This is a genomic window from Marivita sp., from assembly GCF_020055675.1.
In the GTDB taxonomy this organism is placed as follows: domain Bacteria; phylum Pseudomonadota; class Alphaproteobacteria; order Rhodobacterales; family Rhodobacteraceae; genus Marivita.
In genome coordinates this window covers 18,752-44,920 of the sequence record NZ_JAIPUS010000018.1, presented here as the reverse complement: position 1 = coordinate 44,920, position 26,169 = coordinate 18,752, and the positions used below count along the sequence as shown (strand labels likewise).

At 60.2% G+C, this 26,169-nt stretch carries 27 protein-coding genes; 13 read left to right on the top strand and 14 right to left on the bottom strand.

The genetic code is table 11. The annotated features are described in order from the left end of the window. Positions 1–33 precede the first annotated feature (33 nt). The 3 genes from LCF59_RS12240 to LCF59_RS12230 all read right to left on the bottom strand — a co-directional run bounded on the left by LCF59_RS12240 (position 34) and on the right by LCF59_RS12230 (position 3,352). Positions 34–1,671, bottom strand: a complete 1,638-nt coding sequence (locus LCF59_RS12240; RefSeq protein ID WP_292287892.1) for a capsule biosynthesis protein — start codon at positions 1,669–1,671, stop codon at positions 34–36. Then, complete coding sequence (locus tag LCF59_RS12235) at positions 1,649–2,308, bottom strand: ABC transporter ATP-binding protein (protein WP_292287891.1); 660 nt, start codon at positions 2,306–2,308, stop codon at positions 1,649–1,651. Before LCF59_RS12235 ends, LCF59_RS12240 begins: the two co-directional genes overlap by 23 nt. 135 nt (positions 2,309–2,443) lie before the next feature. Further along, a complete protein-coding gene (locus tag LCF59_RS12230) occupies positions 2,444–3,352 on the bottom strand; it encodes a sulfotransferase family 2 domain-containing protein (protein WP_292287890.1) in 909 nt (302 codons plus the stop codon). A 456-nt stretch (positions 3,353–3,808) separates the two neighbouring features. On the opposite strand from LCF59_RS12230, the gene LCF59_RS12225 reads away from it, so the two are divergent. The 5 genes from LCF59_RS12225 to LCF59_RS12205 all read left to right on the top strand — a co-directional run bounded on the left by LCF59_RS12225 (position 3,809) and on the right by LCF59_RS12205 (position 9,414). After that, positions 3,809–4,915 carry an ABC transporter ATP-binding protein gene (locus LCF59_RS12225; protein ID WP_292287889.1) on the top strand — a complete coding sequence of 369 codons (1,107 nt, stop codon included), beginning with the start codon at positions 3,809–3,811 and terminating at the stop codon, positions 4,913–4,915. 113 nt (positions 4,916–5,028) lie between these two features. Further along, entirely contained in the window at positions 5,029–6,141 is a 1,113-nt protein-coding gene (locus LCF59_RS12220; RefSeq protein ID WP_292287888.1) for an extracellular solute-binding protein, read from the top strand. A 90-nt stretch (positions 6,142–6,231) separates the two neighbouring features. Then, on the top strand, positions 6,232–6,519 hold the full coding sequence (locus LCF59_RS12215) for a DUF1330 domain-containing protein (protein ID WP_292287887.1): 288 nt from the start codon (positions 6,232–6,234) through the stop codon (positions 6,517–6,519). 3 nt (positions 6,520–6,522) lie between these two features. Further along, a complete protein-coding gene (locus tag LCF59_RS12210) occupies positions 6,523–8,220 on the top strand; it encodes an ABC transporter permease (RefSeq protein ID WP_292287886.1) in 1,698 nt (565 codons plus the stop codon). Between the two features lie 3 nt (positions 8,221–8,223). Next, on the top strand, positions 8,224–9,414 hold the full coding sequence (locus LCF59_RS12205) for an ABC transporter permease (protein ID WP_292287885.1): 1,191 nt from the start codon (positions 8,224–8,226) through the stop codon (positions 9,412–9,414). A gap of 70 nt (positions 9,415–9,484) precedes the next feature. Here the strand turns inward: LCF59_RS12205 and LCF59_RS12200 are convergent, their stop codons facing one another. After that, complete coding sequence (locus LCF59_RS12200; protein WP_292287884.1) at positions 9,485–10,354, bottom strand: branched-chain amino acid aminotransferase; 870 nt, start codon at positions 10,352–10,354, stop codon at positions 9,485–9,487. A 162-nt stretch (positions 10,355–10,516) separates the two neighbouring features. Here LCF59_RS12200 and LCF59_RS12195 point away from each other — a divergent pair, with 162 nt between their 5' ends. From LCF59_RS12195 to dxs, 6 genes are read left to right on the top strand one after another with little or no spacing between them, the layout of a single operon-like run. Beyond that, positions 10,517–11,026: a MarR family transcriptional regulator gene (locus tag LCF59_RS12195; protein WP_292287883.1), complete on the top strand. Its 510-nt coding sequence runs from the start codon at positions 10,517–10,519 to the stop codon at positions 11,024–11,026. Between the two features lies 1 nt (position 11,027). Next, positions 11,028–11,729 carry a response regulator gene (locus LCF59_RS12190; RefSeq protein ID WP_292287882.1) on the top strand — a complete coding sequence of 234 codons (702 nt, stop codon included), beginning with the start codon at positions 11,028–11,030 and terminating at the stop codon, positions 11,727–11,729. Between the two features lie 49 nt (positions 11,730–11,778). Further along, a complete protein-coding gene (locus tag LCF59_RS12185; RefSeq protein ID WP_292287881.1) occupies positions 11,779–12,705 on the top strand; it encodes a histone deacetylase family protein in 927 nt (308 codons plus the stop codon). Then, a complete protein-coding gene (locus LCF59_RS12180; RefSeq protein WP_292287880.1) occupies positions 12,702–12,944 on the top strand; it encodes an exodeoxyribonuclease VII small subunit in 243 nt (80 codons plus the stop codon). The genes LCF59_RS12185 and LCF59_RS12180 overlap by 4 nt, the downstream gene beginning before the upstream one ends. A gap of 9 nt (positions 12,945–12,953) precedes the next feature. Further along, a complete protein-coding gene (locus LCF59_RS12175) occupies positions 12,954–13,823 on the top strand; it encodes a polyprenyl synthetase family protein (protein WP_292287879.1) in 870 nt (289 codons plus the stop codon). 21 nt (positions 13,824–13,844) lie between these two features. Beyond that, positions 13,845–15,770: a 1-deoxy-D-xylulose-5-phosphate synthase gene (gene dxs / locus LCF59_RS12170; RefSeq protein ID WP_292287878.1), complete on the top strand. Its 1,926-nt coding sequence runs from the start codon at positions 13,845–13,847 to the stop codon at positions 15,768–15,770. A gap of 99 nt (positions 15,771–15,869) precedes the next feature. On the opposite strand, the gene LCF59_RS12165 is transcribed toward dxs, so the two are convergent. From LCF59_RS12165 to LCF59_RS12155, 3 genes are all read right to left on the bottom strand, one after another. Next, a complete protein-coding gene (locus tag LCF59_RS12165) occupies positions 15,870–16,502 on the bottom strand; it encodes an exopolysaccharide biosynthesis protein (protein WP_292287877.1) in 633 nt (210 codons plus the stop codon). Then, positions 16,499–17,362: an SDR family oxidoreductase gene (locus LCF59_RS12160; RefSeq protein WP_292287876.1), complete on the bottom strand. Its 864-nt coding sequence runs from the start codon at positions 17,360–17,362 to the stop codon at positions 16,499–16,501. Before LCF59_RS12160 ends, LCF59_RS12165 begins: the two co-directional genes overlap by 4 nt. Before the next feature lie 69 nt (positions 17,363–17,431). Next, entirely contained in the window at positions 17,432–18,187 is a 756-nt protein-coding gene (locus LCF59_RS12155; protein ID WP_292287875.1) for a class II aldolase and adducin N-terminal domain-containing protein, read from the bottom strand. Between the two features lie 302 nt (positions 18,188–18,489). On the opposite strand from LCF59_RS12155, the gene LCF59_RS12150 reads away from it, so the two are divergent. Together LCF59_RS12150 and LCF59_RS12145 are read left to right on the top strand one after the other, a co-directional pair. Next, positions 18,490–19,974, top strand: a complete 1,485-nt coding sequence (locus LCF59_RS12150) for an AMP nucleosidase (protein ID WP_292287874.1) — start codon at positions 18,490–18,492, stop codon at positions 19,972–19,974. A gap of 183 nt (positions 19,975–20,157) precedes the next feature. After that, a complete protein-coding gene (locus LCF59_RS12145) occupies positions 20,158–20,445 on the top strand; it encodes an HU family DNA-binding protein (protein WP_292287873.1) in 288 nt (95 codons plus the stop codon). 60 nt (positions 20,446–20,505) lie between these two features. Here LCF59_RS12145 and mnhG read toward each other — a convergent pair whose 3' ends face one another. From mnhG to mbhE, 7 genes are read right to left on the bottom strand one after another with little or no spacing between them, the layout of a single operon-like run. Beyond that, positions 20,506–20,865: a monovalent cation/H(+) antiporter subunit G gene (gene mnhG, locus LCF59_RS12140; protein WP_292287872.1), complete on the bottom strand. Its 360-nt coding sequence runs from the start codon at positions 20,863–20,865 to the stop codon at positions 20,506–20,508. Beyond that, positions 20,858–21,157: a monovalent cation/H+ antiporter complex subunit F gene (locus LCF59_RS12135; protein ID WP_292287871.1), complete on the bottom strand. Its 300-nt coding sequence runs from the start codon at positions 21,155–21,157 to the stop codon at positions 20,858–20,860. Before LCF59_RS12135 ends, mnhG begins: the two co-directional genes overlap by 8 nt. Then, positions 21,154–21,636, bottom strand: a complete 483-nt coding sequence (locus LCF59_RS12130) for a Na+/H+ antiporter subunit E (protein WP_292287870.1) — start codon at positions 21,634–21,636, stop codon at positions 21,154–21,156. The genes LCF59_RS12135 and LCF59_RS12130 overlap by 4 nt, the downstream gene beginning before the upstream one ends. Then, the gene (locus tag LCF59_RS12125; protein WP_292287869.1) at positions 21,633–23,129 is read right to left on the bottom strand and encodes a Na+/H+ antiporter subunit D; all 1,497 of its coding nucleotides are present in this window, start codon (positions 23,127–23,129) and stop codon (positions 21,633–21,635) included. The genes LCF59_RS12130 and LCF59_RS12125 overlap by 4 nt, the downstream gene beginning before the upstream one ends. Then, the gene (locus LCF59_RS12120; RefSeq protein ID WP_292287867.1) at positions 23,126–23,488 is read right to left on the bottom strand and encodes a Na+/H+ antiporter subunit C; all 363 of its coding nucleotides are present in this window, start codon (positions 23,486–23,488) and stop codon (positions 23,126–23,128) included. Before LCF59_RS12120 ends, LCF59_RS12125 begins: the two co-directional genes overlap by 4 nt. After that, positions 23,488–23,907: a Na+/H+ antiporter subunit B gene (locus LCF59_RS12115; RefSeq protein WP_292287866.1), complete on the bottom strand. Its 420-nt coding sequence runs from the start codon at positions 23,905–23,907 to the stop codon at positions 23,488–23,490. The genes LCF59_RS12120 and LCF59_RS12115 overlap by 1 nt, the downstream gene beginning before the upstream one ends. Next, positions 23,904–26,162, bottom strand: coding sequence for a hydrogen gas-evolving membrane-bound hydrogenase subunit E (gene mbhE / locus LCF59_RS12110; RefSeq protein ID WP_292287864.1), 2,259 nt, complete (start codon positions 26,160–26,162; stop codon positions 23,904–23,906). The genes LCF59_RS12115 and mbhE overlap by 4 nt, the downstream gene beginning before the upstream one ends. Between the last annotated feature and the right edge of the window lie 7 nt (positions 26,163–26,169).

The following is a 26,169-nucleotide window of genomic DNA, read 5'->3' as shown; positions in this document are numbered from 1 at the left end:
CGCTTTGGCTTGTCACCTGTGTCAGATTTGCGTCTAGTTGGCGACCTGTTCGCGCAGGATCGACGCGGTCAGCGAAATCAGGAGATAGATGCCCGAGAAGATCAGCAAGGTCAGCAGCGTGTTCTCGAAGGCGCGCGGGTAGCTTGGGTCCTGTGCCGCCAATGGATAAACGGATGTTGTAAGATACCTCGCCTGGCTATCGGCGTCACGCCTTGCCTGATCCAGACGCTCCAGCGCGGCAGACAGCATCATGTCGCGGGTTGCCAGGTCCGCCTCGGCAAGTTGGATCTGAACCGCGGTTTCGGCCAGCGATCCCGCGCCTGCGGTCTCTTTGGTCATTTCAGAGTTGATCTCCGCCTTGAGCGCGTCAAGCCGACGGATGTCGGCCTCGACCCCTTCAACGCGGCTGCGGTTCGGACGGGCGTTGTCCAAAAGTGCCTGAAGCTGCAGGTTCTTTTCCTGAAGCTGCGTTTCCACCGATTCGATCCGCGCTTGCAGCGCCCCGATCCGCGCCCGGGGATCGAGAACCGAACTTTCCTGTTGCAGGCGGACAAGTCGTTCCTGCGCCTCGCGGCGGGCCGCTTCGGCCTCTTGCAGGCCAAGCTGGGCATCCTTGACGGCATTTTCGCGCTTGCGGGCCGACAGGTTGTCCACGCGTTCCTCGGCATAGCCGATAAGCGCGGTCGAGAAATTCGTGGCCACATCAGGATTGGCTGCAGCGACCTCCATGCGGATCACGCCTTCGGTCGGGTCATATCCGATCTGCACGTATTTCTTGTAGAGCTTGTACATATCCTCTGACGTGGCGTCGGGATCAAGCCGGCGCAACGGATCGAGGTCGGGCTGGGAGAAATGCTCCTTGAAGTTTTCATCCCGGTCGAGTCGCAGCATCGCATCCTTGGAGGTCAGGTAACTTTGCACCGCGATCGCATCCTGGTTGGTGGCGAACTGGGTTCCCGAGAAAAGGCCACCCATCCCGCCGCCTCCGGATTCCGCCTTGAGGATCAGGAATTCCGACTTGGTTGCATACATCGGTGTCGCCACGGTGAAGAAATACCAGCCCGCGATCAGCGTCGGCAGCAAAACAAAGGCAAACAGGCGCGCGAAGAGCATCCGCAAGCGGCGTCTGCGGCGGCGTGCCATGTCTTTCTGGATCACCATGATTTCCTGCGACCGGCGCTCTGCCGGGCTGCGGCTGTCGGTGGCGGGCAGGTTCTTGGTGTCGTCCGTGGTCTGGGGCAGTCCCGGCCGTTTGGCCAAGGGATGGGCCTTGCGCGCGTCTTCGGGCGGCTCTGTCTTGTCCGACTCCTGCTTGCGTTGGGTGGGAGGCATCATCAGGTCGAGCGCGTTCTCCCGCTCGAACGGGTCGATCCCCTTGAGCCGCAGCAGGTAAACCGCCTCTATGTCGGACGCCGGTTCGAGACCGTTCTTCTGGGCAATGCGCCGCGCCATGCGCAACTGGCGACCTGTCAGGCCTTCCTCGCGGATGGCGGCAAGAGCCTTGGCAACACCGCCGTCCTCGGGACGTTTGATGCGGGGTTGCTCGGCCGGTGTCGCGGAGAGCTCGGAACGACCGGGCGCGCCTGCGCCGGCCGCTGCCATCTGGCCACCGCCGCCGGGGGTCGCAGTGCGCTTGATGCGGAACCGTTTAGCCTTGGGTTTCGTAGTCATAGAGCATTTTCGCTTCTTCCAAGGTGTCGAACATGTGCAACTGACCGTCCATGAGAACGCCGGCCTTGCTGGCAAACCGGGCCAGAGTTTCGGGTTGGTGTGACACGATGATCATTGTGGTGGTGCGTAGCCGTTCGGCGAGGATGTCACCCGCCTTGCGGTTGAATTCTACATCCGTGTAGGTCGGCATCCCTTCGTCGACGAGGTAGATGTCGAAATCCAGCGCCAGCATCAGCGCGAATGTGAACCGGGCGCGCATACCCGATGAGTAGGTGCCCAAGGGCTGATCGAAATATTCGCCGAGATCGCAGAGCCACCGGCAAAACGCCTCTACATAATCGGGGTCGATGCCGTAAAGCCGGGCAATGAACCGGGAGTTTTCCATCGCCGAGTGTCGGGTGACAACGCCGCCCATGAAGCCAAGCGGAAAGGACACGCGGCTGGTCTTGCGGATCTCGCCCTCATCAGGCTTTTCCAGACCCGCCATCATCTTGATAAGCGTGGTCTTGCCGGTACCGTTCGGGGCGAGGATTCCCAGGGAGACGCCCAGTTCGACACGAAACGACGCCCGGTCGAGGATCACCTTGCGGTGTGACCCCGTCCAGAACGATTTGCTGACAGTGTCGAATTCCAGCATCAAAACCCCGCTTCATATCCGTACAGGCATTGCACGGTATGGTTTCCGAAGGGTTTAGATGTCGACTTTGACTGGATTGTGGCCAATCTTTAGCAACAAGGCGGTATTGTTTTCAGATCGCGGGGGCATCCGGCTTCAGGCTGGATGTGCCTCGTCGGGCCTTTGGGCCAGGCGATGCAGGGTCAGATCAGTGGCGTAGTACTCGATGAGCTTGCGATGCAGACCGTCTGGCAGGAAACTTTCCACGCTGAGTTTCTTCGGGGTCGGAAGATCGGCTGGTCGGGCGTCGGGCGCCCATTTGTGGTAGATCAGCTCGTTGCTCTTTTCACGGGACACGTTCATCCTTGGCAGAGCGATGTCGCGGCCAAGATGCGCCCGCAGATCACGCGCAAGAAGGTCGAGGCGATTGACGTCGTAGACATGGGTGAAGGGAATGTGATCAAGGTATGCCGATTGTGGGCGCCAGTGGCCATTCAGGCGTGCCGGTTCTTCGGAGAGAATATATTCCGCGAATTCACGGAAGGTGAGGCCCCGGTCGAAGTCCTCGGGCGTGATGGTCTCTTTCAGTAGGACCGCCTGGTAGACCGGGCCGATCGTGGGGGCTTGCGCGGGAATATTCCTGTTCAGAACGAATTTTTCGACAAACACGCTGACAAGCCTGTCAAGTGGATCGCGCAAAACAACAAATCGCATCCAATCGGTGTCCGATAAAGCGGCCCTAATTTCGTGATCGGACCGATCCTCGAACTGAAGTCCTGTGTGCTCGGAATCGAGCTTATGATGGATGTCCTCGCCTTTTGCCGGGATCACGCCACCCAACTCGGCAATAGTGCGCTTCAGGGATGAACAGGCGTTCTTGGCGATCGGAAGGTATATAATCCTGCAGTCATCGATCATCATGGCCTGACAGGTGGGCGGGCGTTTTAGCGGCGAAGGGATGTGACTGAAATCTTCAAGGGCTCTCTTGAACGAGGCGGGGGCGGCTGGTTCAGGTGCAGGTCGACCAAGCTGGTCGCGCAATTTCTCGATCAGCTTGTGGGTCAAATCTGCGGTCCTCTTTGGTGATGTGCAGGCAGTGCCCACTTGGGTGCTTACCTGACGCGAACGGTTTGCCAAGGTCAAGAAGAACGGTTGTCATGATGCGTTCGAGCGTGTGCTCATCGAGCATTTTTATGCGGCCGACCCAGCGCAACTTACAGTCAATTCAGCACTCCTCGAATCGCAGTATTTGTCAGCTTCAAATGGTGGACGGCGTCATTCGAGCGCTGTATCTTTGTGTATTTACCTCGTAAACAATTCAAACCTCTTGGAGCAGATTTCCTTAATCTGAGCGTCTCGCGGGCAATCTTCCGGCAAGAGCGGTCAGAAATTGGTCATATGTCCCGCAAGGATGGGCAAAACGTCAAAATGTGAACGACGTTGTTGCAATGTCATCCTCAACGCGATTTATTCTGTTGAAACAAACGGAGCCAATCCGTGAACACAACAGGGAGTTCGTTTTTGCCCGACTCGTCGCAGAAAGACGCGTTCGTCGAATTTGATCGAGTGCAGAAAAGTTACGATGGCCTTCAGCTCGTCGTGAAAGACCTTAACCTCACCATGCCGAAGGGCGAGTTTCTTACGATGCTCGGGCCATCGGGGTCAGGCAAGACCACCTGCCTCATGATGTTGGCCGGGTTTGAAACCGCAACCCACGGGGACATCCGGCTGGATGGCAAGGCGATCAACAACATTCCGCCGCACAAGCGCGGTATCGGGATGGTGTTCCAGAACTACGCCTTGTTCCCCCACATGACGATCGCCGAGAACCTGAGCTTCCCACTTGAAGTGCGGAGCATTGGCAAATCCGACCGCGAAGCGAAAGTGAAGCGCGCGCTGGATATGGTCGAGATGGGAGATTTCGGCGGACGGCGCCCGGCACAATTGTCGGGGGGGCAGCAACAGCGCATCGCGTTGGCCCGCGCCCTGGTGTTCGAGCCCGAGTTGGTTCTCATGGACGAGCCATTGGGCGCTCTGGACAAGCAATTGCGCGAAAAGATGCAGTTCGAGATCACCGATCTTGCGCACCGTCTTGGCATCACAGTGGTCTATGTGACCCATGACCAGACCGAGGCGCTGACCATGTCGGATCGTGTTGCGGTGTTCGATGATGGCAAGATCCAGCAGCTGGCCTCACCGGATGAGCTTTACGAGCGACCCGAGAACAGCTTTGTGGCGCAGTTCATCGGTGAAAATAACACGCTGGATGGCACGATCCGCGAGATCAAGGGCGACACCTGCCTGGTGGAGCTTGATGATGGCGGGCTGATCGACGCGGTCCCGGTCAATGTCAGCAAGGTTGGCGAGCGCACGCGCGTGTCGATCCGCCCCGAACGCGTCGAGATCAACAAGGATCGCCTCCAGGAAGGGGCGCATACGCTCAAGGCGGATGTGCTCGAATTCATCTACATGGGTGATATTTTCCGAACGCGTCTCAAGGTGGCCGGCAATGACGAGTTTGTCATCAAGACGCGGAACGCTCCGGACCAGGAACGTTTGACGCCCGGCACGCAGATCGAAATCGGGTGGCTGCCCGAAGACTGCCGCGCGCTGGATGCAACAAACTGAGTTTACGTGTCGCGGAGACGCGCTCAGCGCTCCCCGCGACATTAGAGGTGTTGGTTGGTCGGTCCGACAGCCAATGCCGCTTTCTATAAGCGGACCGAAACGGGAGAATATGAATGAAACTGACGAAAACACTTCTGGCGACCAGCGCACTCACCGTTGCCGCCTCTGGTGCGACTGCTCAGGACATGGCAGACAGCATGACGCTTGTCAGCTGGGGTGGCGCATATCAGAACAGCCAGCAGAAGGCGTACCTTGAGCCCTACCTGGAAATGAACCCGGATGTCAGCGCGTCCTGGGACGAGAGTTCCAACGAAGCTGTGGCAAAGTTGCGCGCGATGAACGAAGCGGGCAACGTCACATGGGACCTCGTGGACGTGGTCGCGTCCGACGCGATCCGTCTGTGCGACGAAGGTCTGGCGATGGAAGTCGACCATGACGAATTGCTGAAGCCGGCCCCTGATGGGACCGATGCAAGCGACGACTTCGGCGACCTTATCGTGTCTGACTGCTTTATCCCGCAGATCGTGTACTCCACGACCTTCGGCTATCGCACGGACATGGTGCCCGAGGGCGTGGAACCGCCGTCCGATATCTGCTCGGTCTTCGACCTGGAGACCTATCCGGGCAAGCGGTCGCTGGAACAGCGCCCGATCAACAACATGGAATGGGCTCTGCTATGTGACGGCGTCGCCAAGGACGACGTCTACGACGTTCTGGAAACCAGTGAAGGCCAGGACCAGGCGCTTGCCAAGCTCGACACGATCAAGGACGAGGTGATCTGGTGGTCTGCCGGTGCGGACACGCCGCAGCTTCTGGCGGATGGCGAGATCTTCATGGGTTCGACCTATAACGGTCGTCTGTTCAGCGTGATCGAAGAGCAGGACCAGCCGGTTGGCATGATGTGGGACGCACAGGTCTTTGACCTCGACGGCTGGATCATCCCCGATGATCTGCCCGATGATCGTCTGGCACGGGTGCAGGACTTTGTCCGTTTCGCCACCGACACGCAGCGTCTGGCGGACCAGGCGGCGTATATCTCTTACGGGCCGGCCCGTGAAAGTTCGGCGCCGCTCGTGGGTGATCATGCCGAGCTGGGCATCGCCATGGGGCAACACATGCCGACCGCACCCGATAATTCGGGGAACATCTTCGTCTACAATTACGAGTTCTGGGCCGACTATCGCGACGACATCGACGCGAAGTTCCAGGCGTGGCTCGCACGATAAGCCCGGATTGGGCTTGGGGTGGGCAGATTTGCCCATCCTTCAAAGACAGGGGTGGGCCATCCAGCCCGCCCCGGCAAAAAGGACAGCGCCATGCCCAAGGGCTATATCATCGGCCACATCACTGTGAGCGATCCCGAGGCCTACAAGGAATATATCGAGCGGGATACGCCGATCCTCGAGAGCTTTGGCGGGCGGTTCATCGTTCGGGGCGGCCGGTCCGAGACGATGGAAGGCGACAGCGAAGACCGGCATGTTGTCATTGAATTCGACGATTTCGACGCAGCGAAGCGCGCGTATCACGATCCCGGCTATCAAGAGGTCGCAGAGATCCGCCGTTGCACGGCAACCAGCACAATCATTCTAGTCGAGGGCACCTGAGCCATGACGGACGCAGCATCAGAACCAGACAAGATCACTGGCCCGACGCCGGACAACGCCCTGCGCGCCGCGGACAAGGCGGATGACGGGCCGGTCCTTGCCGCCGATGGCAAACCGCTCAAACAATCTCTGAACCGCGCGTTGCGGGCACAGAAACTTCGGGCGCTTGCGCTGATTGCGCCGCTTTTGATTTTTGTCCTGATCAGCTTTATCGCGCCGATCGGCGACATGCTGTTCCGCTCGGTCGAGAACCAGATCGTCGGGGAAACTCTGCCCCGCACCGTCACCGCGCTGACCGACTACGACGCCGCCTCCGAAGAGGCGCCCGGAGATGACGTGTTCGAGGCGGCCTACTACGACATTTTCTACGCGGCCGAGAACAAGATGCACACGCGGCTTGGGTCGCGGCTAAACTATGAAATGACCGGTGCATCTTCGATGTTCCGCAAGGCGGGCAGGGGTGTTGACGACATCGGTGAGGTCTATCTCGATCAATTCGAGGACCTTGACGAAAACTGGGACGAGGCACGGCCCTGGGCCGAGCTGATGGGCGATCCGGACTGGATCTCGGCACAGGAAGGCTGGGATGGCGAAAGCCGGATGCCCGCCTTTGAACTGCGCTCCGGCATTGCAGATATCTTGCCGCGTACCGCCACCACGTACGAAAATTTCGCGCGGTTCATGCAGAACGAGGAAGAGGAAAGCCCTCTGGAAGAAGAACCCTGGTCCGTTGTGCATACGGCGCTTTACCAGGATTTGTCCGAGGGTGATGTTTCAGGGTATTCCGGCCCGCGGTCCGACATGCTGCAAGGCGCGGCCGATCTCGTGGCCAGCCCGGATTTCGAAACCATCTCGTTTCGTGACGGGTTCGAGGAAATCGACGAAGATTGGGTCACACCGGAGATCTGGCAAATCATCAAGACCTACAGCCCGGCTTACACCTCAGGCTATTTCCTGAACTCCGTGGACATGCAGAAGACCGAAGAAGGTCCAGCGATGCGCGACGAGGATGAACGCATCTACGGATTGTTGTTCCAGCGCACCCTGTTCATGAGCATGGTCATCACCTTCAGTTGCATCCTGCTTGGCTATCCGGTGGCCTACCTTCTGTCGAACCTGCCGGCGAGCCGGGCCAACCTTCTGATGATCCTTGTCCTGCTGCCGTTCTGGACTTCGCTTCTTGTCCGGACTTCTGCGTGGAAGGTCATGCTACAGCAGCAGGGGGTGATCAACGATGTGCTGGTCTGGCTGGGCATGGTGGCGGATGACGGACGATTGGTGATGATCAACAACCAATTCGGCACCATCGTCGCCATGACTCATATCCTTCTGCCGTTCATGATCCTGCCGATGTACTCGGTGATGTCGACCATACCGCCCTCCTATGTGCGCGCGGCGAGGTCGCTGGGTGCGACCAACTGGACCTCTTTCTGGCGGGTTTATTTCCCGCAATCGGTGCCGGGCATCGGCGCCGGGTCCATTCTCGTGTTCATCCTGTCGATCGGTTACTACATCACGCCGGAAATCGTCGGTGGCACCTCGGGTATCTTCATCTCGAACCGGATTGCCTATCACATTTCGACCTCGTTGAACTGGGGGCTTGCAGCGGCCTTGGGATCGATCCTGCTCGTGGTGGTCCTGGCGCTCTACTGGGCCTACGACCGGATCGTCGGCATCGACAACGTCAAACTGGGGGGCTGAGACATGTCGGAAGCGATTCTCACACCGATCGAAAAAAAGCCGATGGGCTTTACCGCGGGGGTTCTGGCTTTGGCCGGTGCCGTTGCAGGGCTCTTCATCGGGACCGCACAAGGTTCTGGCCTGCTGGGCGTTGTCGCTGGCGCCGTCCTGATGGCAGGACTGGCTTTTCTTGCCATGCAAGTTCTTGGCGAGGAGATGGAAAAGCCGGTGCGTTGGGCCATGATCGCGATCGTGGCAATTGCGGGTGTCCTGCTGGGCGGACCGCCGGGACTGGTCGTGGGCGCGCTCTTTGGCTGGTTCTTTGGCTGGTTCATCTACTGGGTCGGCCTGGGGCGCTACCGCGAGCGTCTGTTGCCCTATCTGACCGGTGGGCAGGTGCTCTGGCACTATGCATTCCGGGTGATCTGCGGGGCGATTTTCGTCTTCCTCATCACGCCGATCCTCGTGGTGATGCCGCTGTCCTTCAACGCCGAGAATTTCTTTACCTTCACGCCGGAAATGCTGCGGTTTGATCCGGAGGGCTACAGCCTCAAGCATTACCGCGACTTTCTGACCAACCCGGAGTGGACCGGCGCGGTCAAGAATTCCCTGATGATCGCGCCCGTTGCGACGTTGATATCGGTCTCGCTTGGGACCTTGGCCGCGATCGGACTCAGCCAAAGCCACGTTCCCGGCCGGCGTGCGATCATGGCCATCCTGATCTCGCCGATGATCGTGCCGCTTATCATCTCTGCGACGGGGATGTACTTCTTTTATTCCAAGATCGGTCTTGTCGGCACGTATTGGGGCATTGTGCTGGCGCACGCGGTTCTGGGAATTCCCTTTGTCATCATCACCGTGACGGCCACGCTTGTCGGGTTTGACAGGTCGTTGACGCGGGCGGCGGCCAATATGGGGGCGAACCCGGTCACGACCTTTTTCAAGGTGCAGATGCCACTGATCCTTCCCGGTGTGATTTCGGGCGGCCTGTTCGCTTTCATCACCTCCTTCGACGAGGTGGTCGTGGTCCTGTTCATCGGCTCGGCCGAGTTGCAGACGCTGCCTTGGCAGATGTTCACCGGCCTGCGCGAACAGATCTCACCGACGATCCTCGCGGCGGCGACAATCCTGGTGGCGATCTCGATCTGCTTGCTGACCACGGTGGAAATACTGCGGCGTCGTTCCGAAAAGCTGCGGGGCATGTCGCCCGGGTAAGGGCGACCCCGCGGGAAGCAAAAGGCCCTGCATGTACATGCAGGGCCTTTTGCTTCCCGCGGGGTCGGGATCAGCTGCGGACGAGCTTTTCGTAGCTTTCAGCGATCTCGCGTGTCAGAGAGCCAACCTCGAAATTGTAGTCGCCGATCTGCCCGACCGGCGTGACTTCGGCCGCGGTCCCGGTCAGCCAGCATTGTTCGAAGCCTTCAAGCTCTTCGGGCATGATGTGGCGTTCGTGCACCGCGACCTGGCGATCCTTGAGCATCCCGATCACCGTCTGTCGCGTGATCCCGTTGAGGAAACAATCCGGTTCGGGCGTATGAACCTCGCCGTCCTTGACGAAAAAGATGTTGGCGCCCGTCGCCTCGGCCACGTATCCGCGATAGTCGAACATCATCGCGTCGGAGCACCCTTTGGCCTCGGCGGCATGTTTGGACATGGTGCAGATCATGTAAAGACCGGCGGCCTTGGCATGGCTGGGGATCGTTTCGGGCGAGGGACGCTTCCACTTGGAGATGTCAAGCCTGGCCCCCTTCATCTTGGCGTCACCGTAATAGGCACCCCATTCCCATGTCGCAATCGCCATGCGCACCGGGTTGCGGGCGGAGGCGACACCCATATCCTCTCCGGCGCCGCGCCATGCAATGGCGCGGACATAGGCATCGGACAGCCCGTTTGCCTCGATCACAGCGGCCTTGGCCGCCTCGATCTCGTCCACGGTGTAGGGGATCTCGAAATCAATCATCTCCGCGGACCGCTTCAGCCGCTCCGAATGCGCGCGTGATTTGAAAATCGTACCGCCATAGGCCCGTTCCCCCTCGAAGACCGAGCTGGCATAATGCATCGCGTGGGTCAGGATGTGGACATTCGCGTCGCGCCAGTCGAGCATCTGGCCATCCATCCAGATCATCCCATCCCGGTTGTCATATGTTCCGGCCATGTCTAACCTCCTTGCCTGAATTTTCGTTAATTGCGCAAAATAGGGCCGCAACGGACATAATATTGCGTCAAATTTAGGATTTGCTAGCATTTGATCCTTGGAATGTCAATAAGACTGACTTATTTTCGAGGCAACCAAATGCAAGGATCGGACAGGCGACTCATGGCGGACGGACAATCCCAAAGCGCATCAACCGGGCAGGCGCTGCTGTATCTTACCGATGAACAGCTTCGACAGGGTATCGAAGCGATGTTTTTTGCCTATCGCGGGTTCACGGCCGATCCGGACCGCATTTTAGAAGAACTGTCCTATGGTCGGGCGCATCACCGGGCGCTGCACTTCATCCATTGCGCGCCGGGCACGACGGTGAATAACCTGCTGGCCATCCTCGGGGTCACGAAGCAATCGCTGAACCGTGTCTTGCGGACCTTGATCGAGGATGGTCTGGTCCAAAGCCATATCGGTCGCAGTGACAAACGTGAACGGCATCTGACCCTGACCGAGGCGGGCAAGGCGCTGGAACAGCAATTGTCGGACGCGCAACGAGTGCGGATGCGGGATGCATATCGCAAGGCGGGGCCTGAGGCGGTCGCGGGATTCAAGACGGTGCTCGAAGCCATGATGGATGAGGATATGCGGCAGGCCTATATCGCGCTGCGGGACGGGCGCTGATATGGCTGATCCAGACGCACATCTGCTGATCGTCGATGATGACGAGCGCATTCGTGGATTGTTGCAGAAATTCCTGATCCGCAACGGCTTCCTTGTCACCTCCGCGCGTGATGCGGCGCATGCGCGTCGCATCCTGTCGGGTCTGGATTTTGACCTGATCGTGCTCGACGTGATGATGCCGGGCGAGGACGGGATCAGCCTGACGCGGCGAATCCGTGAGACGGCCGCAACGCCGATCCTGCTGCTTACGGCGCGGGCCGAAACCGAAGATCGAATCGCGGGGCTGGAGGCCGGGGCCGACGATTACCTGAGCAAGCCGTTCGAGCCGAAGGAACTGCTTCTGCGGATCAACGCCATCCTGCGCCGGATGCCGGAGCTGGTGGCTGATAATGGTGCGCCGAAATACTTGAACCTCGGGCCGATCCGCTATGACACGGAACGCTCCGAGATGTGGCGCGGCGAAGATCTTGTGCGGCTGACCTCGACAGAGATCCAGCTGATGAAGATCTTCGCAGGCAAACCCGGTGAACCGCTCAGCCGGTCGCAGTTGGTCGAAGAATTGGGCCGCGACCGCGGCCAGAGCCAGGAGCGTGCGGTGGATGTGCAGATCACCCGTCTGCGCCGCAAGCTCGAGGACAATCCGAAGCAGCCCCGCTACCTGCAAACGGTGCGCGGCGCGGGGTATATGCTTGCACCCGATTGACGGGTTTGGTTTTTGCATATTTGAAAAGAGAAGATGCGAGGGGATGCGCATGGGGACGGCATTGATCACACATGCAGATTGTCTGGATCACGTTACACCGAACGGGCACCCGGAACGAGTCGCGCGGCTGGAACATGTGCTGCATGCGTTGCAAGGGTTGGACCTGACGCGCGAGAGCGCGCCATTGGTGGATCCGGCGCATCTGGCTTATGTCCATCCGCGATCGCATATCGAGGCCATCACCGTGGCCGCCCCGAAGGACGGCTTTAACCAACTGGATGCCGACACATGGATGTCACCCGGCAGCGTGGCTGCGGCCATGCGGGCTGCGGGCGCGGTCGTGCGCGCGGTGGACATGGTGCTGGACGAGGAGGTTTCCAATGCCTTCTGCGCGATCCGGCCGCCGGGGCATCATGCCGAAACATCGACGCCGATGGGGTTCTGCCTATTCGGCAATGCCGCGATCGGTGCGAAACACGCGCTTCAGGCGCATGGGTTGCGCCGCGTGGCGGTTGTGGATTTTGATGTGCATCACGGCAACGGGACGCAGGATTTATTGTGGGACGAAGCGCGCGCGCTGACGATCACCAGTCAGCAAATGCCACTTTGGCCGGGCAGCGGCGATCCATCCGAAAAAGGTGCGTATGACAATGTGCTGAACATCCCGCTGGCCCCGCGCAGCGGTAGCGCCGAGATGCGTGCGGCCTACGAGACGCGGATTTTCCCGCGCTTGCGCGCCTTCGAGCCGGAGTTGATCATCATCTCGGCGGGCTTTGACGCGCATCAGGATGATCCCCTCGCCGAGCTGCAATGGACAACCGAAGATTTCCGCTGGCTCACCCGGGAGCTTTGCGCGCTCGCGGCCGAGCTTTGCGAGAGTCGTGTCGTCTCGACTCTGGAAGGGGGCTATGATTTGTCAGCCTTGGCAGACAGCGCACGCGCGCATGTTGATGAATTGATGGAGGCCGCGTCATGAGCGAGACACCGGTAGAAGAAATGAGCTTTGAGACCGCGATGGCCGAGTTGGAAAAGGTGGTTGGCCAGTTGGAGCGCGGCGACGTGGCGCTTGAGGAGTCCATCTCGCTCTACGAACGCGGGGCGGCTCTCAAGAAGCGCTGCGAGGCCAAGCTGAACGAGGCGCAGGAAAAGGTGGCGGCGATCACGCTGGATGCCGACGGTCAGCCCAAGGGCACTGCGCCGTTCGATCCGGACTAAGCCGCCGCAATGTTTGCCGATGCCCTGCGCCACGATGCCGATGCGATCGGCGCACATCTTGAAACAGTTCTGAAAGACGGCCCCGACCTGCCCCTGGCGGACGGGATGCGCTATGCCGTCTCGGGTGGCAAGCGGTTGCGCGGTTTTCTGGTTTTGGAGACGGCACGGTTGCATGAAGTGCCGCAGGCGCAGGCGATCTGGGCCGCCGCCGCGATCGAGGCGACCCACGCCTACAGCCTCGTGCATGACGATCTGCCTTGCATGGACGATGACGATCTGCGCCGCGGTCTGCCCACCGTGCATCGCAAATGGGATGACGGCACGGCCGTATTGGTCGGCGACGCCTTGCAAACGCTTGGATTCGAGCTTGTGCTGGAGCCGGCCTGTCACCCCTTGGCAGAAGTGCGCGTGGAGCTTGCGCGCAGCCTCGCGCGCGCGTCGGGCCGCAGCGGGATGGTTTTGGGGCAGGCGCTCGATATCGCGGCGGAATCCACGGATGCGCCTTTGACACTTGAGCAGATCACCGCGTTGCAGGCCGGCAAGACTGGCGCATTGATTGTCTGGTCGGCGCAGGCGGGCGCACGCATGGCGCAGGCGGATATGCAACCGCTCACCGATTACGCCAATGCGCTTGGCCTGGCCTTCCAGATCGCGGATGACATTCTGGACGTGGAAGGTGACAAGACTATCGTTGGCAAAGCGGTCGGCAAGGATGCGGATCGGGGCAAGGCGACCTTTGTCTCGTTGCTGGGACTGGAGGGCGCGAAACGCCGTGCCGCAGAGCTTGTCGAGGCCGCCTGTGATGCCGTGTCGCCCTATGGTGACAGGGCGAGAACCTTGAATGACGCAGCGCGGTTCGTTATCTCGCGCGATACCTGATGCGACCCGGAGGCGCGGTACATGACCACCCCTACAGACACTCCGCTTCTCGATACCGTGTCCTCACCGGCGGATTTGAAACGGTTTTCCGACGAACAGCTCGCGCAGCTCGCAGACGAGCTGCGCGCCGATACGATTGCAGCGGTATCCAGGACCGGCGGGCATCTGGGCGCCGGGCTGGGGGTGATCGAGCTGACGGTGGCGCTGCACGCCATATTCGACACGCCACGCGACAAGATTATCTGGGATGTGTCGCACCAGTGTTATCCACACAAGATCCTGACAGGGCGACGTGCCAAGATGGGCACGCTGCGGCAGGAGAACGGGCTCTCCGGCTTCACCAAACGGTCGGAATCGCCCTATGATCCATTTGGCGCGGCGCATAGCTCCACGTCGATCTCGGCCGCGCTGGGCTTTGCCGTTGCGCGGGATTTGGGCGGCAATTGCGATACCGGTCACGGGGACGCGATCGCCGTGATCGGGGATGGCGCGATGAGTGCGGGCATGGCCTATGAGGCGATGAACAATGCGGGTGCCCTCGACAAGCGCCTGATCGTGATCCTGAATGATAACGAAATGAGCATCGCACCACCGGTGGGGGCCATGTCGTCTTACCTGTCGCAGCTTTATGCCGGCGCGCCGTTCCAGGATTTCAAGGACGCCGCCAAGGGCGCTGTGAGTCTTCTGCCCGAGCCCTTCCGCGAAGGGGCCAAGCGCGCGCGCGATCTGGTCAAGGGAATGACCGTGGGTGGGACGTTGTTCGAGGCGTTGGGTTTTTCCTATATCGGGCCGATCGATGGCCATGACCTTGACCAGTTGATGCCCGTCCTGCGCACGGTAAAGGAGCGCGCGGATGGGCCGATCCTGATCCATATCGCGACGAAGAAGGGCAAGGGGTTCGCCCCCGCCGAAGGCGCTGCGGACCGCGGCCATGCGCGGGCCAAGTTCGATGTGGTGACGGGCGAGCAGAAGAAATCACCCTCCAATGCGCCCAGCTATACCAAGGTGTTCGCGCAAGCGTTGATGCAGGAAGCGGCGGATGACCCGCTGATTTGCGCGGTGACGGCCGCGATGCCGGATGGTACGGGGCTGGATCTGTTCGCCAACCGATATCCGTCGCGCACGTTTGATGTCGGGATTGCCGAACAGCACGGTGTTACCTTTTGCGCCGGTCTGGCGGCGGGTGGGCTCAAGCCGTTCTGCGCGATTTACTCCACCTTCCTTCAACGCGGCTTTGACCAGATCGTGCATGACGTGGCGATCCAGCGCTTGCCTGTGCGCTTTGCCATCGACCGCGCAGGGCTTGTCGGGGCCGATGGGGCGACTCATGCCGGCAGCTATGACGTGGCTTACCTTTCGAATTTGCCGGGGTTCGTCGTCATGGCGGCAGCAGACGAGGCCGAACTGAAACACATGGTTGCCACCGCAGCGGCGCATGGTGACGGACCGATTGCCTTTCGCTATCCACGCGGTGAGGGGCAGGGAGTCGAGATGCCCGAACGTGGCCTAGTTCTTGAGATCGGCAAGGGGCGCATGATCCGCGAGGGCAGCAAGGTCGCGATCCTGTCTTTCGGCACACGCCTGGGCGAAGTCATGACCGCATGCGAGGCGCTTGCAGGCAAGGGGATCACGCCGACAGTGGCGGATGCGCGTTTTGCCAAGCCGCTGGATCGTGACTTGATCCTCCAATTGGCGTCCGAACATGAGGCGCTCATCACCATCGAGGAAGGCGCGATTGGTGGCTTTGGCAGCCATGTCTCGCAACTTTTGGCCGAAGAGGGCGTGTTTGACCGAGGGTTGAAATACCGCTCCATGGTTCTGCCCGATATTTTCATCGATCAAGCCAGCCCTGCGGCGATGTATGACGTGGCACAACTCAACGCTGAACATATCGAGGCGAAGGTTCTGGATGTGATGAATGTTGCTGCAATGAGCAAACGTGCCTGATCTGCGGCGCACAAAGCGGGTCCGGATTTTGCGTTTTTCGGGCCTGTGGTGTCAGACGGTCAGGGACGCTCGTTGGAATGTAGATGCCCGCGACGCGTGCTAGGTGAGGCCGGCAACCAGGGTCACTACCACGCCGAGAGACAAGGCCAGCACCATGTAGCCGCCGATCAGAACGACCCCGTCCCGGACCATCAGTGCAAATGCGACAAGCGCCACACCCCCGGCGCTGACCGATGTGAACATCGGCAGGAGCTCCAGAAAGGGCCATGTGGCCGCGACGAGCATGACCGCGAATAGCGCAACGCGATCCATCGGCCGGCCTGACAGGAACCGCAGCCGGTCGCGGCTGTTCCGGTCCAGCCAGTACGCCGGTTTGCGCAGGTTTTGCACCACCCGGGCCAACTGATCACGGCGCAGTTTTCGACGCGACAGGAATTTCGGCAGCCAGAGGTGTTCGCGCCCCAGAAACGCCTGTGTGGCGATTGTCAGGATCAGCAATCCGCTGATCGTCGGGACGAGCGGAATCGCGGACAATGGCGACACAAGAACCAGTGACGGCACCAGGAGCGCCGCACCGAAGGATCGGGCGCCGACACGGTCCAGCATTTCCCTGACGGTGAGACCATCGCGCGCATCGCGCGTCTGGGTGGTTGCCCCGGTGACAGACGTTTCCGGGTCAAGCGTGTCCAGAAGGCTTGTCAGCGTTCGTGGAGCAAAGGTCCTGTCGGTCATTGCCTTGCCCGTTCTTCGGCCAATAGCGCTGCCAATCCGGTCCGGTAGTCCGGGTATTTCAACGTCACGCCAAGATCGGATTTGATCTTGGCGTTTCGGACGCGTTTGCTTTCCGAATAAAAGCTGCGGGCCATCGGGCTCAAATCTGCCTCGTCAAACGGCACCTCGGGGGGCCTTTCAACGCCAAGCAGATCCGCGGCATGGGCGATAACATCCTGCGGCGGTGCAGGATCATCATCGCACAGGTTATACACCGCGCCCGGTTTCGGATGTGCCATCGATGCTTCCAGCGTTTGCGCGATATCTTCGACATGGATGCGGCTGAACACCTGTCCCGGCTTGATGATCCGGCGTGCGCTGCCCTCCCGCACCTTGGCAAATGGGCCGCGGCCTGGACCGTAAATTCCAGCCAGCCGAAAGATGTGCAGCGGCAGGTCAGGAATCGCGGACCACGCCGCTTCTGCACGCACCCGGCGGCGTCCGCGTTCAGTGTCCGGCGTCAGTGGGGTGCATTCGTCCACCCAGCCGCCCTGCGCGTCGCCATACACGCCTGTCGTCGACAGGTACCCGGCCCAGTCTAGCCGGGCCGCCTGTTTGGTGATGTCGGGTTGCAAAAGCGCAAGTGCCGGATCTCCTGTTTCGGTGGGCCCGGCGGAAACGAGCAGGTGGCTCGCGTGTTCGAGCCAAGGCAGGATCGCGTCCCTGTCCCACAAGAGCGGGGTGATCCCCTGCGCCCGCAGAGATGCGAATTTGTCGGGATCCCGCGTGGTGCCCGCGATCCGCCAGCCCTGCGGCACCAGCCGCCGGGCTAGATGGGATACGCAGTAGCCATGACCAAGTGAGAGCAAGACTTTATTCATGGTCCGAAGATGGTTCCGAAATTCCCAAGGACAAGCGGTGCAAATAGGGTGCACCCGTCCTTGTAACGCTCAAGCAGCGTAATCGGATCCCTCTTCATCCAGAATTAACTTCAATTCCTGCAAATGGCGGAGGTCCTGTTCCGGGTAGGCTTCAATCTCCTGTGCCGTTTTCTCGGCGATCTCGTCGGGCAGAACCTTCAGAGGCTGGCCGGTTTGAAGCGCGCGGATATAGGTCTCGGCCGCACGTTCAAAATGGTAAAGACGGTTGAACGTGTCGGCCACGCTGTCTCCGATCACCATGACACCGTGGTTGCCCATGATCATCACCTTTTGCTTGGGATCGGTGAACAGGCGGGCACAGCGTTCGCCCTCTTCCTCGAAGGCAAGTCCGCCGTAATCGCTGTCCACGACGTAGCGGTTGAAGAAAGCAGCGCAATTCTGGTCGACCGGCGGGAGGCGGGGGTCTTGCAAGGTGGCGAGCACGGTGGCGTGGATCGAATGCACATGCATCGCGCAGCGGGCGTGGGGGCAGTGCCGGTGCAAGCCGCCATGCAATCCCCAGGCGGTCGGGTCCGGCGCATCCGGGCCATCCAGCGTATCGGGATCATTGGCATCGACGACGATCAGATCGCTTGCCTTGATCCGGGAGAAATGCATCTGATTGGGATTCATCAGGAATCGCGTACCGTCCTCGTTGATCGACACGCTGAAATGGTTGGCGACGGCTTCATGCATGTTCATCCGGGCCGTCCAGCGAAAGGCTGCGGCCAGATCGGCGCGCTCTTGCCAGTGGTCCATGTTGCGGGCGAGATGCGTGACGGTCATTTGGTCCTCCAGTTTTATTGCGGTACAGCACACCTGCCGCAGTGCGAAGTCAAGGACCCCTTTGCCCCGGCACTGTCACGTGCCGCGTCCGACCCCGTTTCGAACAGGGTGAATTTCAGACCGGCACGGCGCAGACCAGAAATTTCAAACCGACGCCGCACAGGCTGGATCCGAACGCTTCGGGTGAACGGAGCTTGAGCTCCACCAGGGGCAAATCCGCGGGGCGATTGCGGGAAACTTGATCCCGTGTCATTGACCTGCCAACCTGTGCCAATGGCGGGCAGACCCCGGAAAGGCAGTGCATGCAGAACCGTTCGAGCAACCTGGATATCATTTCCCCTGAGGCCCCCGCGGCCGAGCGGTTCGATGACTCGGAAGCCGCTGTTAACCGGCTTTGCGAGCTTTATCATCTCTCCGTTCGGTTTCTGTGCGACAGCTTCCAGACCGCGATGGAGCAGGGCCATCCCGGTGTCCGCTACCGCGCCTTTTACCCGGAGCTGCGGATCACGACGACCAGTTTCGCCAAGGTGGATAGTCGGCTGAGCTTTGGTCATGTATCGCATCCCGGCTCTCATGCCGCGACGATCACGCAGCCGGAATTGTTCCGCCACTACCTTGAACAGCAGGTCTCGCTCTTGCTGGAAAATCACAATGTCCCGGTGCAGGTCGCGATGTCCAATACGCCGATGCCGGTACATTTTGCCGTGTCCAACGACGCCGCGATTACCGTGCCGCAAGAAGGTGCGGCCGATTTTATCCTGCGCGACGTGTTCGATGTGCCGGATCTTGCGACCACCAACGACGATATCGTCAACGGTGTTGCCCAGCCTGCGGCGGACGGGACAGAACCGCTGGCCCCTTTCACCGCGCAGCGGGTGGATTATTCGCTTGCCCGGCTGGCGCATTATACCGCCACCAATCCCGAACATTTTCAGAACCATGTTCTGTTTACCAACTACCAGTTCTACGTCGCCGAATTCGAGGCCTACGCGCGGGCGCAGCTGGCCGATCCCGACAGCGGTTACACTGCGTTCGTGAGCACCGGAAATGCAGAGATTTCAGAGCCCGATGCGCCGCTGCCCGCGGTTGAAAAGATGCCGCAAATGCCGACATACCACCTCAAAAGAGCGGGCGGGTCCGGGATCACCCTGGTAAATATCGGGGTGGGGCCATCCAATGCCAAGACCGCGACCGATCATATCGCGGTGCTGCGTCCGCACGCCTGGATGATGGTGGGCCATTGCGCGGGGCTGCGCAATTCGCAAAGCCTTGGAGATTTTGTCCTTGCCCACGCGTATCTGCGCGAAGACCGGGTGCTGGATGACGACCTGCCGGTCTGGGTGCCGATCCCGGCGCTTGCCGAGATCCAGATCGCGTTGCAGCAGGCGGTGGCCGAGGAAACGCAACTGGATGGATACGATCTCAAGCGGATCATGCGGACGGGCACCGTGGCCAGCGTCGACAACCGCAACTGGGAACTGCGTGATCAGCGCGGCCCGGTGCAACGGCTCAGCCAGAGCCGTGCCATCGCGCTCGACATGGAAAGCGCGACGATTGCTGCCAACGGGTTCCGGTTCCGGGTGCCCTACGGAACCTTGCTCTGCGTCAGCGACAAGCCGCTGCACGGCGAATTGAAGCTGCCCGGGATGGCGTCCGATTTCTACAAGACACAGGTCTCCCGGCACCTGATGATCGGGATTCATGCCATGGAACAGCTCCGCGAAATGCCGCTTGAACGCATTCACAGCAGAAAATTGCGCAGTTTCGAGGAAACCGCTTTCTTGTAAATTTGGCCCTGTTGGTTGGCCGACCGGCGTCTTTTGCCTGTTCGGGGTGTCGAAATCTGTGGAAAACCGCTTTTAGCGGCGAAAAACCACCAGATCAGGGCCACAAAGCGTTGTGTTTCACCGCAATATACGGTTAATTTTTGCCCATGAGGCCCAAAATCGGGCAGCGAAGGAGACCACGAAATGGCGAAACCAATGACCAAGACCCAGCTTGTGGCCGCTCTGGCCGAAGAAATGGGCAGCGACAAGAAAACCGCTGGTGCTGCGCTGGACGCGGTTACCGGTGTCATCACCAAGGAAGTTGCGAACGGCGGTGCCGTGACGCTTCCAGGTGTTGGCAAGATCTATTGCCGCGAACGGCCCGAGCGCATGGTGCGTAACCCGGCCACCGGCGAACAGTTCAAGAAAGACGCGGACAAGGTTGTCAAGATGACCATCGCGAAAGCGCTCAAGGACAGTGTAAACGACTGATCCGGAAGCCAACCTGAACGGAAAGGCCGTCCTTTCGGGCGGCCTTTTTTTACGCATGCATCATTTTTCTTCCGGAGTGTCGTGCTCCCGGAGGAGCGCATCCTCGACACGGTCCTGCGCGATATCCTCATTCTGCCAGAGGTCGACGCCAGTGGACAACACAGACCGTCCCATCATGTGCGCACCGATCGGGGCAGTCAGCAGGATGAACAAGACAATTGCAATGACCCTTATGACGATATCCGGTTCTGCAAAGACCACGGCACAGCCAGCGAGGATCAAGCCGCAAGACAGCGTGCCGATCTTGGTCGAGGCGTGCATCCGTATCAGAACGTCGGGCATGCGGAGCAGGCCAAGCCCACCGATCACGGCAAACACGCCTCCCAAAAGGATGAGGCATCCAGCGATTATTTCAATCATCGGTTCCACCCTTGCGGTTGCGCACGATGTTACGTTCGGCGAAGCGGGCGAGCGCAACAGTTGCCAGAAAGCCGACAAGCGCCAGAACAAGTGCGACATCCAGAAATGCGCTTGTCCTGTACCGCACAGCGGCCAGCCCGCAGAAGGCCACAATGGCCACCGTCATGAAATCCAGCGCCACGACGCGGTCCTGAAGGCTTGGCCCCTTGATCATGCGCACGAAGGCCAGCACGACCGACGCAACGACGCACATGAATCCGATTTCCAGGCTGAGTTCGAGAAAACCGCTCATGTCGCACCCTCCACCGCTTCAATGACCCACCGCTCCATGCCGCTCTTGAGGTTGCTCAGAATGGCCTCGTGATCGTCCGCGAACATGGCATGAATCATAAGCGTCTTGCGATCCTCGCTTACATCAAGGCTCAACGTGCCGGGCGTGAGCGATATCAGATTCGTGACCAAGAGAATTCCGGTATCCGTTTTCACATCAAGAGGCATTTCGATGATCGAGGGCCGCGCCCGATGGCGTGGCGTCAGAACGTCCACCGCCACTTCAAGGCTCGACAGGACCAATTCGTAATGGAACATGATGATGAGCTTGATCCATGCGGTGACGCGAGTGAAATACGTGCTGGTTCCGATCAGCGGCTGGATCAGCCAAAGCGCGCCATAGCCGATGGCAAATCCGGTGATCAATCCGGTCAAGGAGACGCTGCCCGTAAATGCCACCCACGCAATGGCCAGAATGATGTTCAGTCCGAAGGTGTTCATGACGGGTCTCCCAAAACTGCGGCGATATAGGCGGACGGATCAAGAAGCTGGGCTGCCGAGTCTTGGGCAAATCGGACGAATGGCTCTGGCATCACTCCGATGATGATCGTCAGCAGAGCCAACCCGGCTATCGGCAGCAGCAGCGCTGCCCGATCTCGTCCTGACAGGGAAAACAGTTTCGGGGTCACGGCCTCGGGATGCGGTTCCCAGAACGCCTGTGCCCAGATTTTCGTCATGGAATATATGGTGAGCAAGCCAACCGCGAGGGCGATCCCGGCTATGATCCAGCCTTCGACCTCCAGCGCCGCCTTGACCAGCAGGAACTTTGCCCAGAATCCGGACAGCGGCGGAAAGCCAGCCAGCGAAAAGGCCGGGATCACGAACAGGATCGCCAGCACCGGCGCGGATTTGTAGAGTCCGCCGATCCGCGCCAAATCCGTATCTCCCGCGATCCGCTTGACCACGCCGGCGATCAGGAACAGGTTTGCTTTTACCACGATATGGTGAACCAGGTAGAACACGGCCCCGACAAGGGCCAAAGGCGTCAGAAGCGCAAGGCCGAGGATCATGTAGCCGATTTGGCTCACGATGTGGAACGACAGGATCTTTCGCATGTCGCTTTGCGCCGCGGCCCCCAGCACGCCGACGACCATGGTCAGCGCCGCGACCCAGAGAAGGATCGTGTGGGTAAAGGCCGTGTCGTGGTCAAAGACCAGCGTGAACATACGCAGCAGAGCGTAGACACCCACCTTGGTCAGCAGTCCGGCAAACACCGCCGATACCGCGAAAGCAGGCGTATGATAGGACGCAGGGAGCCAGAAGAACAGCGGAAAAACGGCCGCCTTCACGCCGAAGGCGATCATGAACATCACCGCAACGACCGTGAGCAATCGCGGGTCCGCGCCGTCCACGGCGCCGGCCAGATCGGCAAGGTTGAGAGTGCCCGTCATGCCGTAAAGCAATCCGATCCCCGTCAGGAACAGGATCGTGGACACAAGGTTCAGCGCCACGTATTTCACCCCTCCATCGATCTGTTCGGGCCGGCCGCCAAGAACCAGCAGGCCGAAAGAGGCGATCAGCATGACTTCGAACCAGACATAAAGGTTGAACAAGTCGCCGGTGATGAACGCCCCGACCACCCCCGCGATCAGCATGTTGAACAGCGTGTGATAGCCCAGTCGCTCCATGCCCTCGTCGACATCGGCAATGGCATAGATCGACACGGCAACAGCGACGATGGCCGTGATCAACACCATGACGGCCGACAGCAGGTCAGCGACCAGCGTGATCCCGAACGGTGCAGGCCACTGGCCCATCTGCCCAGCGATCACGCCATCGCGCAGCACCACGCTCATCAGGGCGATCGATGCAATCAGCAGGAGCGTTGACCCGCAAACCGAGACCCAGCGCCCCCACGGCGTCGCCCGCAGCAGAAAGGCCAGGACCGCCGTGACGAACGGAATGACAATCGGTGTGGCAAGATACCAGCTCACTTTTGGGCCTCGTCAGGTTCGGCCAGTCGCATGTCGTCAGGTGTCAGCGATCCGAGCGTCGTCCAGGCCCGGAACACCAGCACGATGGCAAAGGCAAACAGGCCAAAGCCGATCACGATGGCTGTCAGCACCAGCGCCTGCGGCAGCGCATTGGCCGCGGCCCCGAGCGGCGCGTCCGCCCCTTCCGGAATCAGCGGCGGGGCCCCATCTGTCATGCGCCCGGACACAAAGATCGTGAGGTTTGCCGCGTTCGAAATCAGGACAAGGCCGAAGATGAACCGCAAAAGGTTGTTGGACAGCATCAGGTAAACCGCCGATGACACGAGGACCCCGATGGTAATGGCATACAGGAACTCCATCAGACCTCTTCCTCCATCGCGAAGACAAGCGTGAGGATCGACCCGAATACAACCAGGTAGACCCCGATGTCGAAAACCAGAACCGTCGACAGCGGAACCCCTTTGTCATCGTCGGTTGCGCCGATGAACAGCCATTGCCCGGTGAACAGCGCATCGCCGAACACCGCTGCGAAGACACCGGCCAGAAGCGCGATGCCCAGCCCCCAGATCGCGATGGTCTGGGGCAGGACGCGCAGCGCGGCGCGCGCGTCTTCGGTGCCGCAGGCGATGGCGTAAAGCACGAAGCCGGTGGCGCCGATAAGCCCGCCAATAAAGCCGCCGCCGGGTTCGTTATGGCCGCGCAGCATCATGTAGAACGAGAAGACAAGCAGCAGCCCGGCAAGATAGCGCGTGCCGACGCGCAGGATAACGGAGTTCATTCCGGGCCTCCCTTCCGTGTTGTGCGCAACAGCGCATATGCGGACAAGGCAGCGATCACGACGACCGCGATCTCGCCAAAGGTGTCGAGCGCGCGGAAATCCACAAGGATCACGTTGACGATGTTGCGCCCATAGGCTTCGGGCCAGCTGGTCGCCTCGAAATATTCCGTCACGCGCAGATCAAGCGGGTTGGAGACAACCGAGACAACCGTCAATGTGACTGCTGCGCCAACGGCCAGCGACAGGACCGCGTGACCCGGCCGGAACTCGGCACGGGGCAGGGCGGGCAGGCGCAACATGACGACCGCGACCAGAACGACAACGAGCGTTTCGACCAGCAACTGGGTGATGGCAACGTCCGGTGCGCTGAAGACGATGAAGATCATCGCGATTCCGATGCCGACAACACCAAGCGCGGAGATGGCTGCGATACGCGAACTTGTGGCCAGCACCAGCAGAGATCCGGCAATCGTCAGGAATGCGATCGACGTGTGCTTCCATTCGACATCCGACAGGTCCACCGCGATCGTGGGCATCCCGGTATAGACGAGTGTCAGCAGGATACCGGCTGCGATGGTCAGGAATGTGCCGAACAGGTAGCTCGACAATTTGCCGTTTTGCACGATCCGGGTTTGCAACTTTGCAAACTCTTTGAGCCCGTGAAGGAAGCGGTCCCACCCCGTATCGAGGTTGGGAAGCCCCCCAAAAACCGACGCCAGACGGGCCCGGAGGCTGACATGGCCGGCATAAATCAGCAGACCAAGCACAAAGGTCGCGACGCTCAGGATCAGCGGGATGTTGAACCCGGCCCAAAGTTGCAACTCTTTTGCCTCGCTGATTTCACCAGTGAGGGAAACAACCATAGGATTGATTAATGCGACCTGAAGCAGGTCCGGATAAATGCCGAAAAGCGCCCCGAGGCAGGCCAGCACAAGCGGCCCGGCCCACATCTGCCAAGGGGCTTCGCGCGGGCTTTGTCCTGCGGGCACGCTGCTGCGCCAGAACGGGCGAAACGCCACGACGCCCGCCACCGCCAACATCAGCGCGTTCGACAAAAGCACCGCGCCTGCCACCAGCAAAGGCTCGGAGGCAACGGCCAGGGCGCCCGCATATTTCAATTCCTTGCCGATAAAGCCGAGGAAGGGCGGAAACCCGGCCATGGAAAACGCTGCCAGCGCTGCAGAGAAGGCGGTTACCGGCATCAATCGTCCCAATCCGCCCAGTTGATCGGTCTCGCGCGTGCCGGCCGACAGGTCGATACACCCGACCACAAGAAACAGCGCCGCCTTGTAAAGCGAATGGACGATCAGGAACGTTCCAAAGGCGGTCATCGCGTAGCCGGATTCCTGTCCCAGAAACAGCGTCAGCGTGCCAAGCGCCATCAGCGTCGTATAGGCCAACGCCTGTTTCAGATCGGTTTGTCTTAGCGCCAGAAGGCTGGCGAACACCGCCGTGACCGCGCCGAAGATGGTCAAGGTCCAAAGCCACACATCGGTGCCCGCCATCGCCGGGTGCAGTCGCGCCATCACGTAGACCCCCGCCTTGACCATCGTGGCCGAGTGCAGGAAGGCGCTCACCGGGGTGGGGGCGGCCATGGCGTTGGGCAGCCAGAAATGGAACGGTACCTGGGCTGACTTGGTAAAGGTGCCGGCCAGCAGCAGGATCAGGATCGGCAGATACATCGCGTGCTGGCGAATATCCTCCTCCATCGCGATAAAGCCTGAAATGCTTGTCGTGCCTGTCGCCGCTGCCAACAGGATCAATCCTGCAAGGAACGCCACCCCCCCGGCCCCGGTCACGAACAGGGCCTGCAACGCGTTTCGGCGGCTCTTCTCGGATTCATGCGAAAAGCCGATCAGCATGTAAGAGGTAAGCGTCGTCAGTTCCCAGAACACGAACAGCAGGATCAGGTCATCGGCAAGCACAAGCCCCAGCATCGAGACCATGAAGGCCGTCAGGAACAGCGCAAATCGGGCATACTGCGGGTGCCCTGCGAGGTAGGTGTTGGAATAGAGTAGCACCAATGTCCCGATGCCGGAGATCAGCAAGGCGAAGGTCAGGCTCAACCCATCGACCAGGACGGCGAAATCAATGCCGAGCGACGCCACCCAGGGCACGGATACACGCAGGATATCCCCCGCAGCGATGGTCGGGACCAGTGACGCGAAATAGACAAAGAGCGCCGCGGAAAAGAGTACCGGGACAACACCGATCGCACCGTTGCCACGCACATCCGTCGGAAAACCACCCGCCATCAGGAAA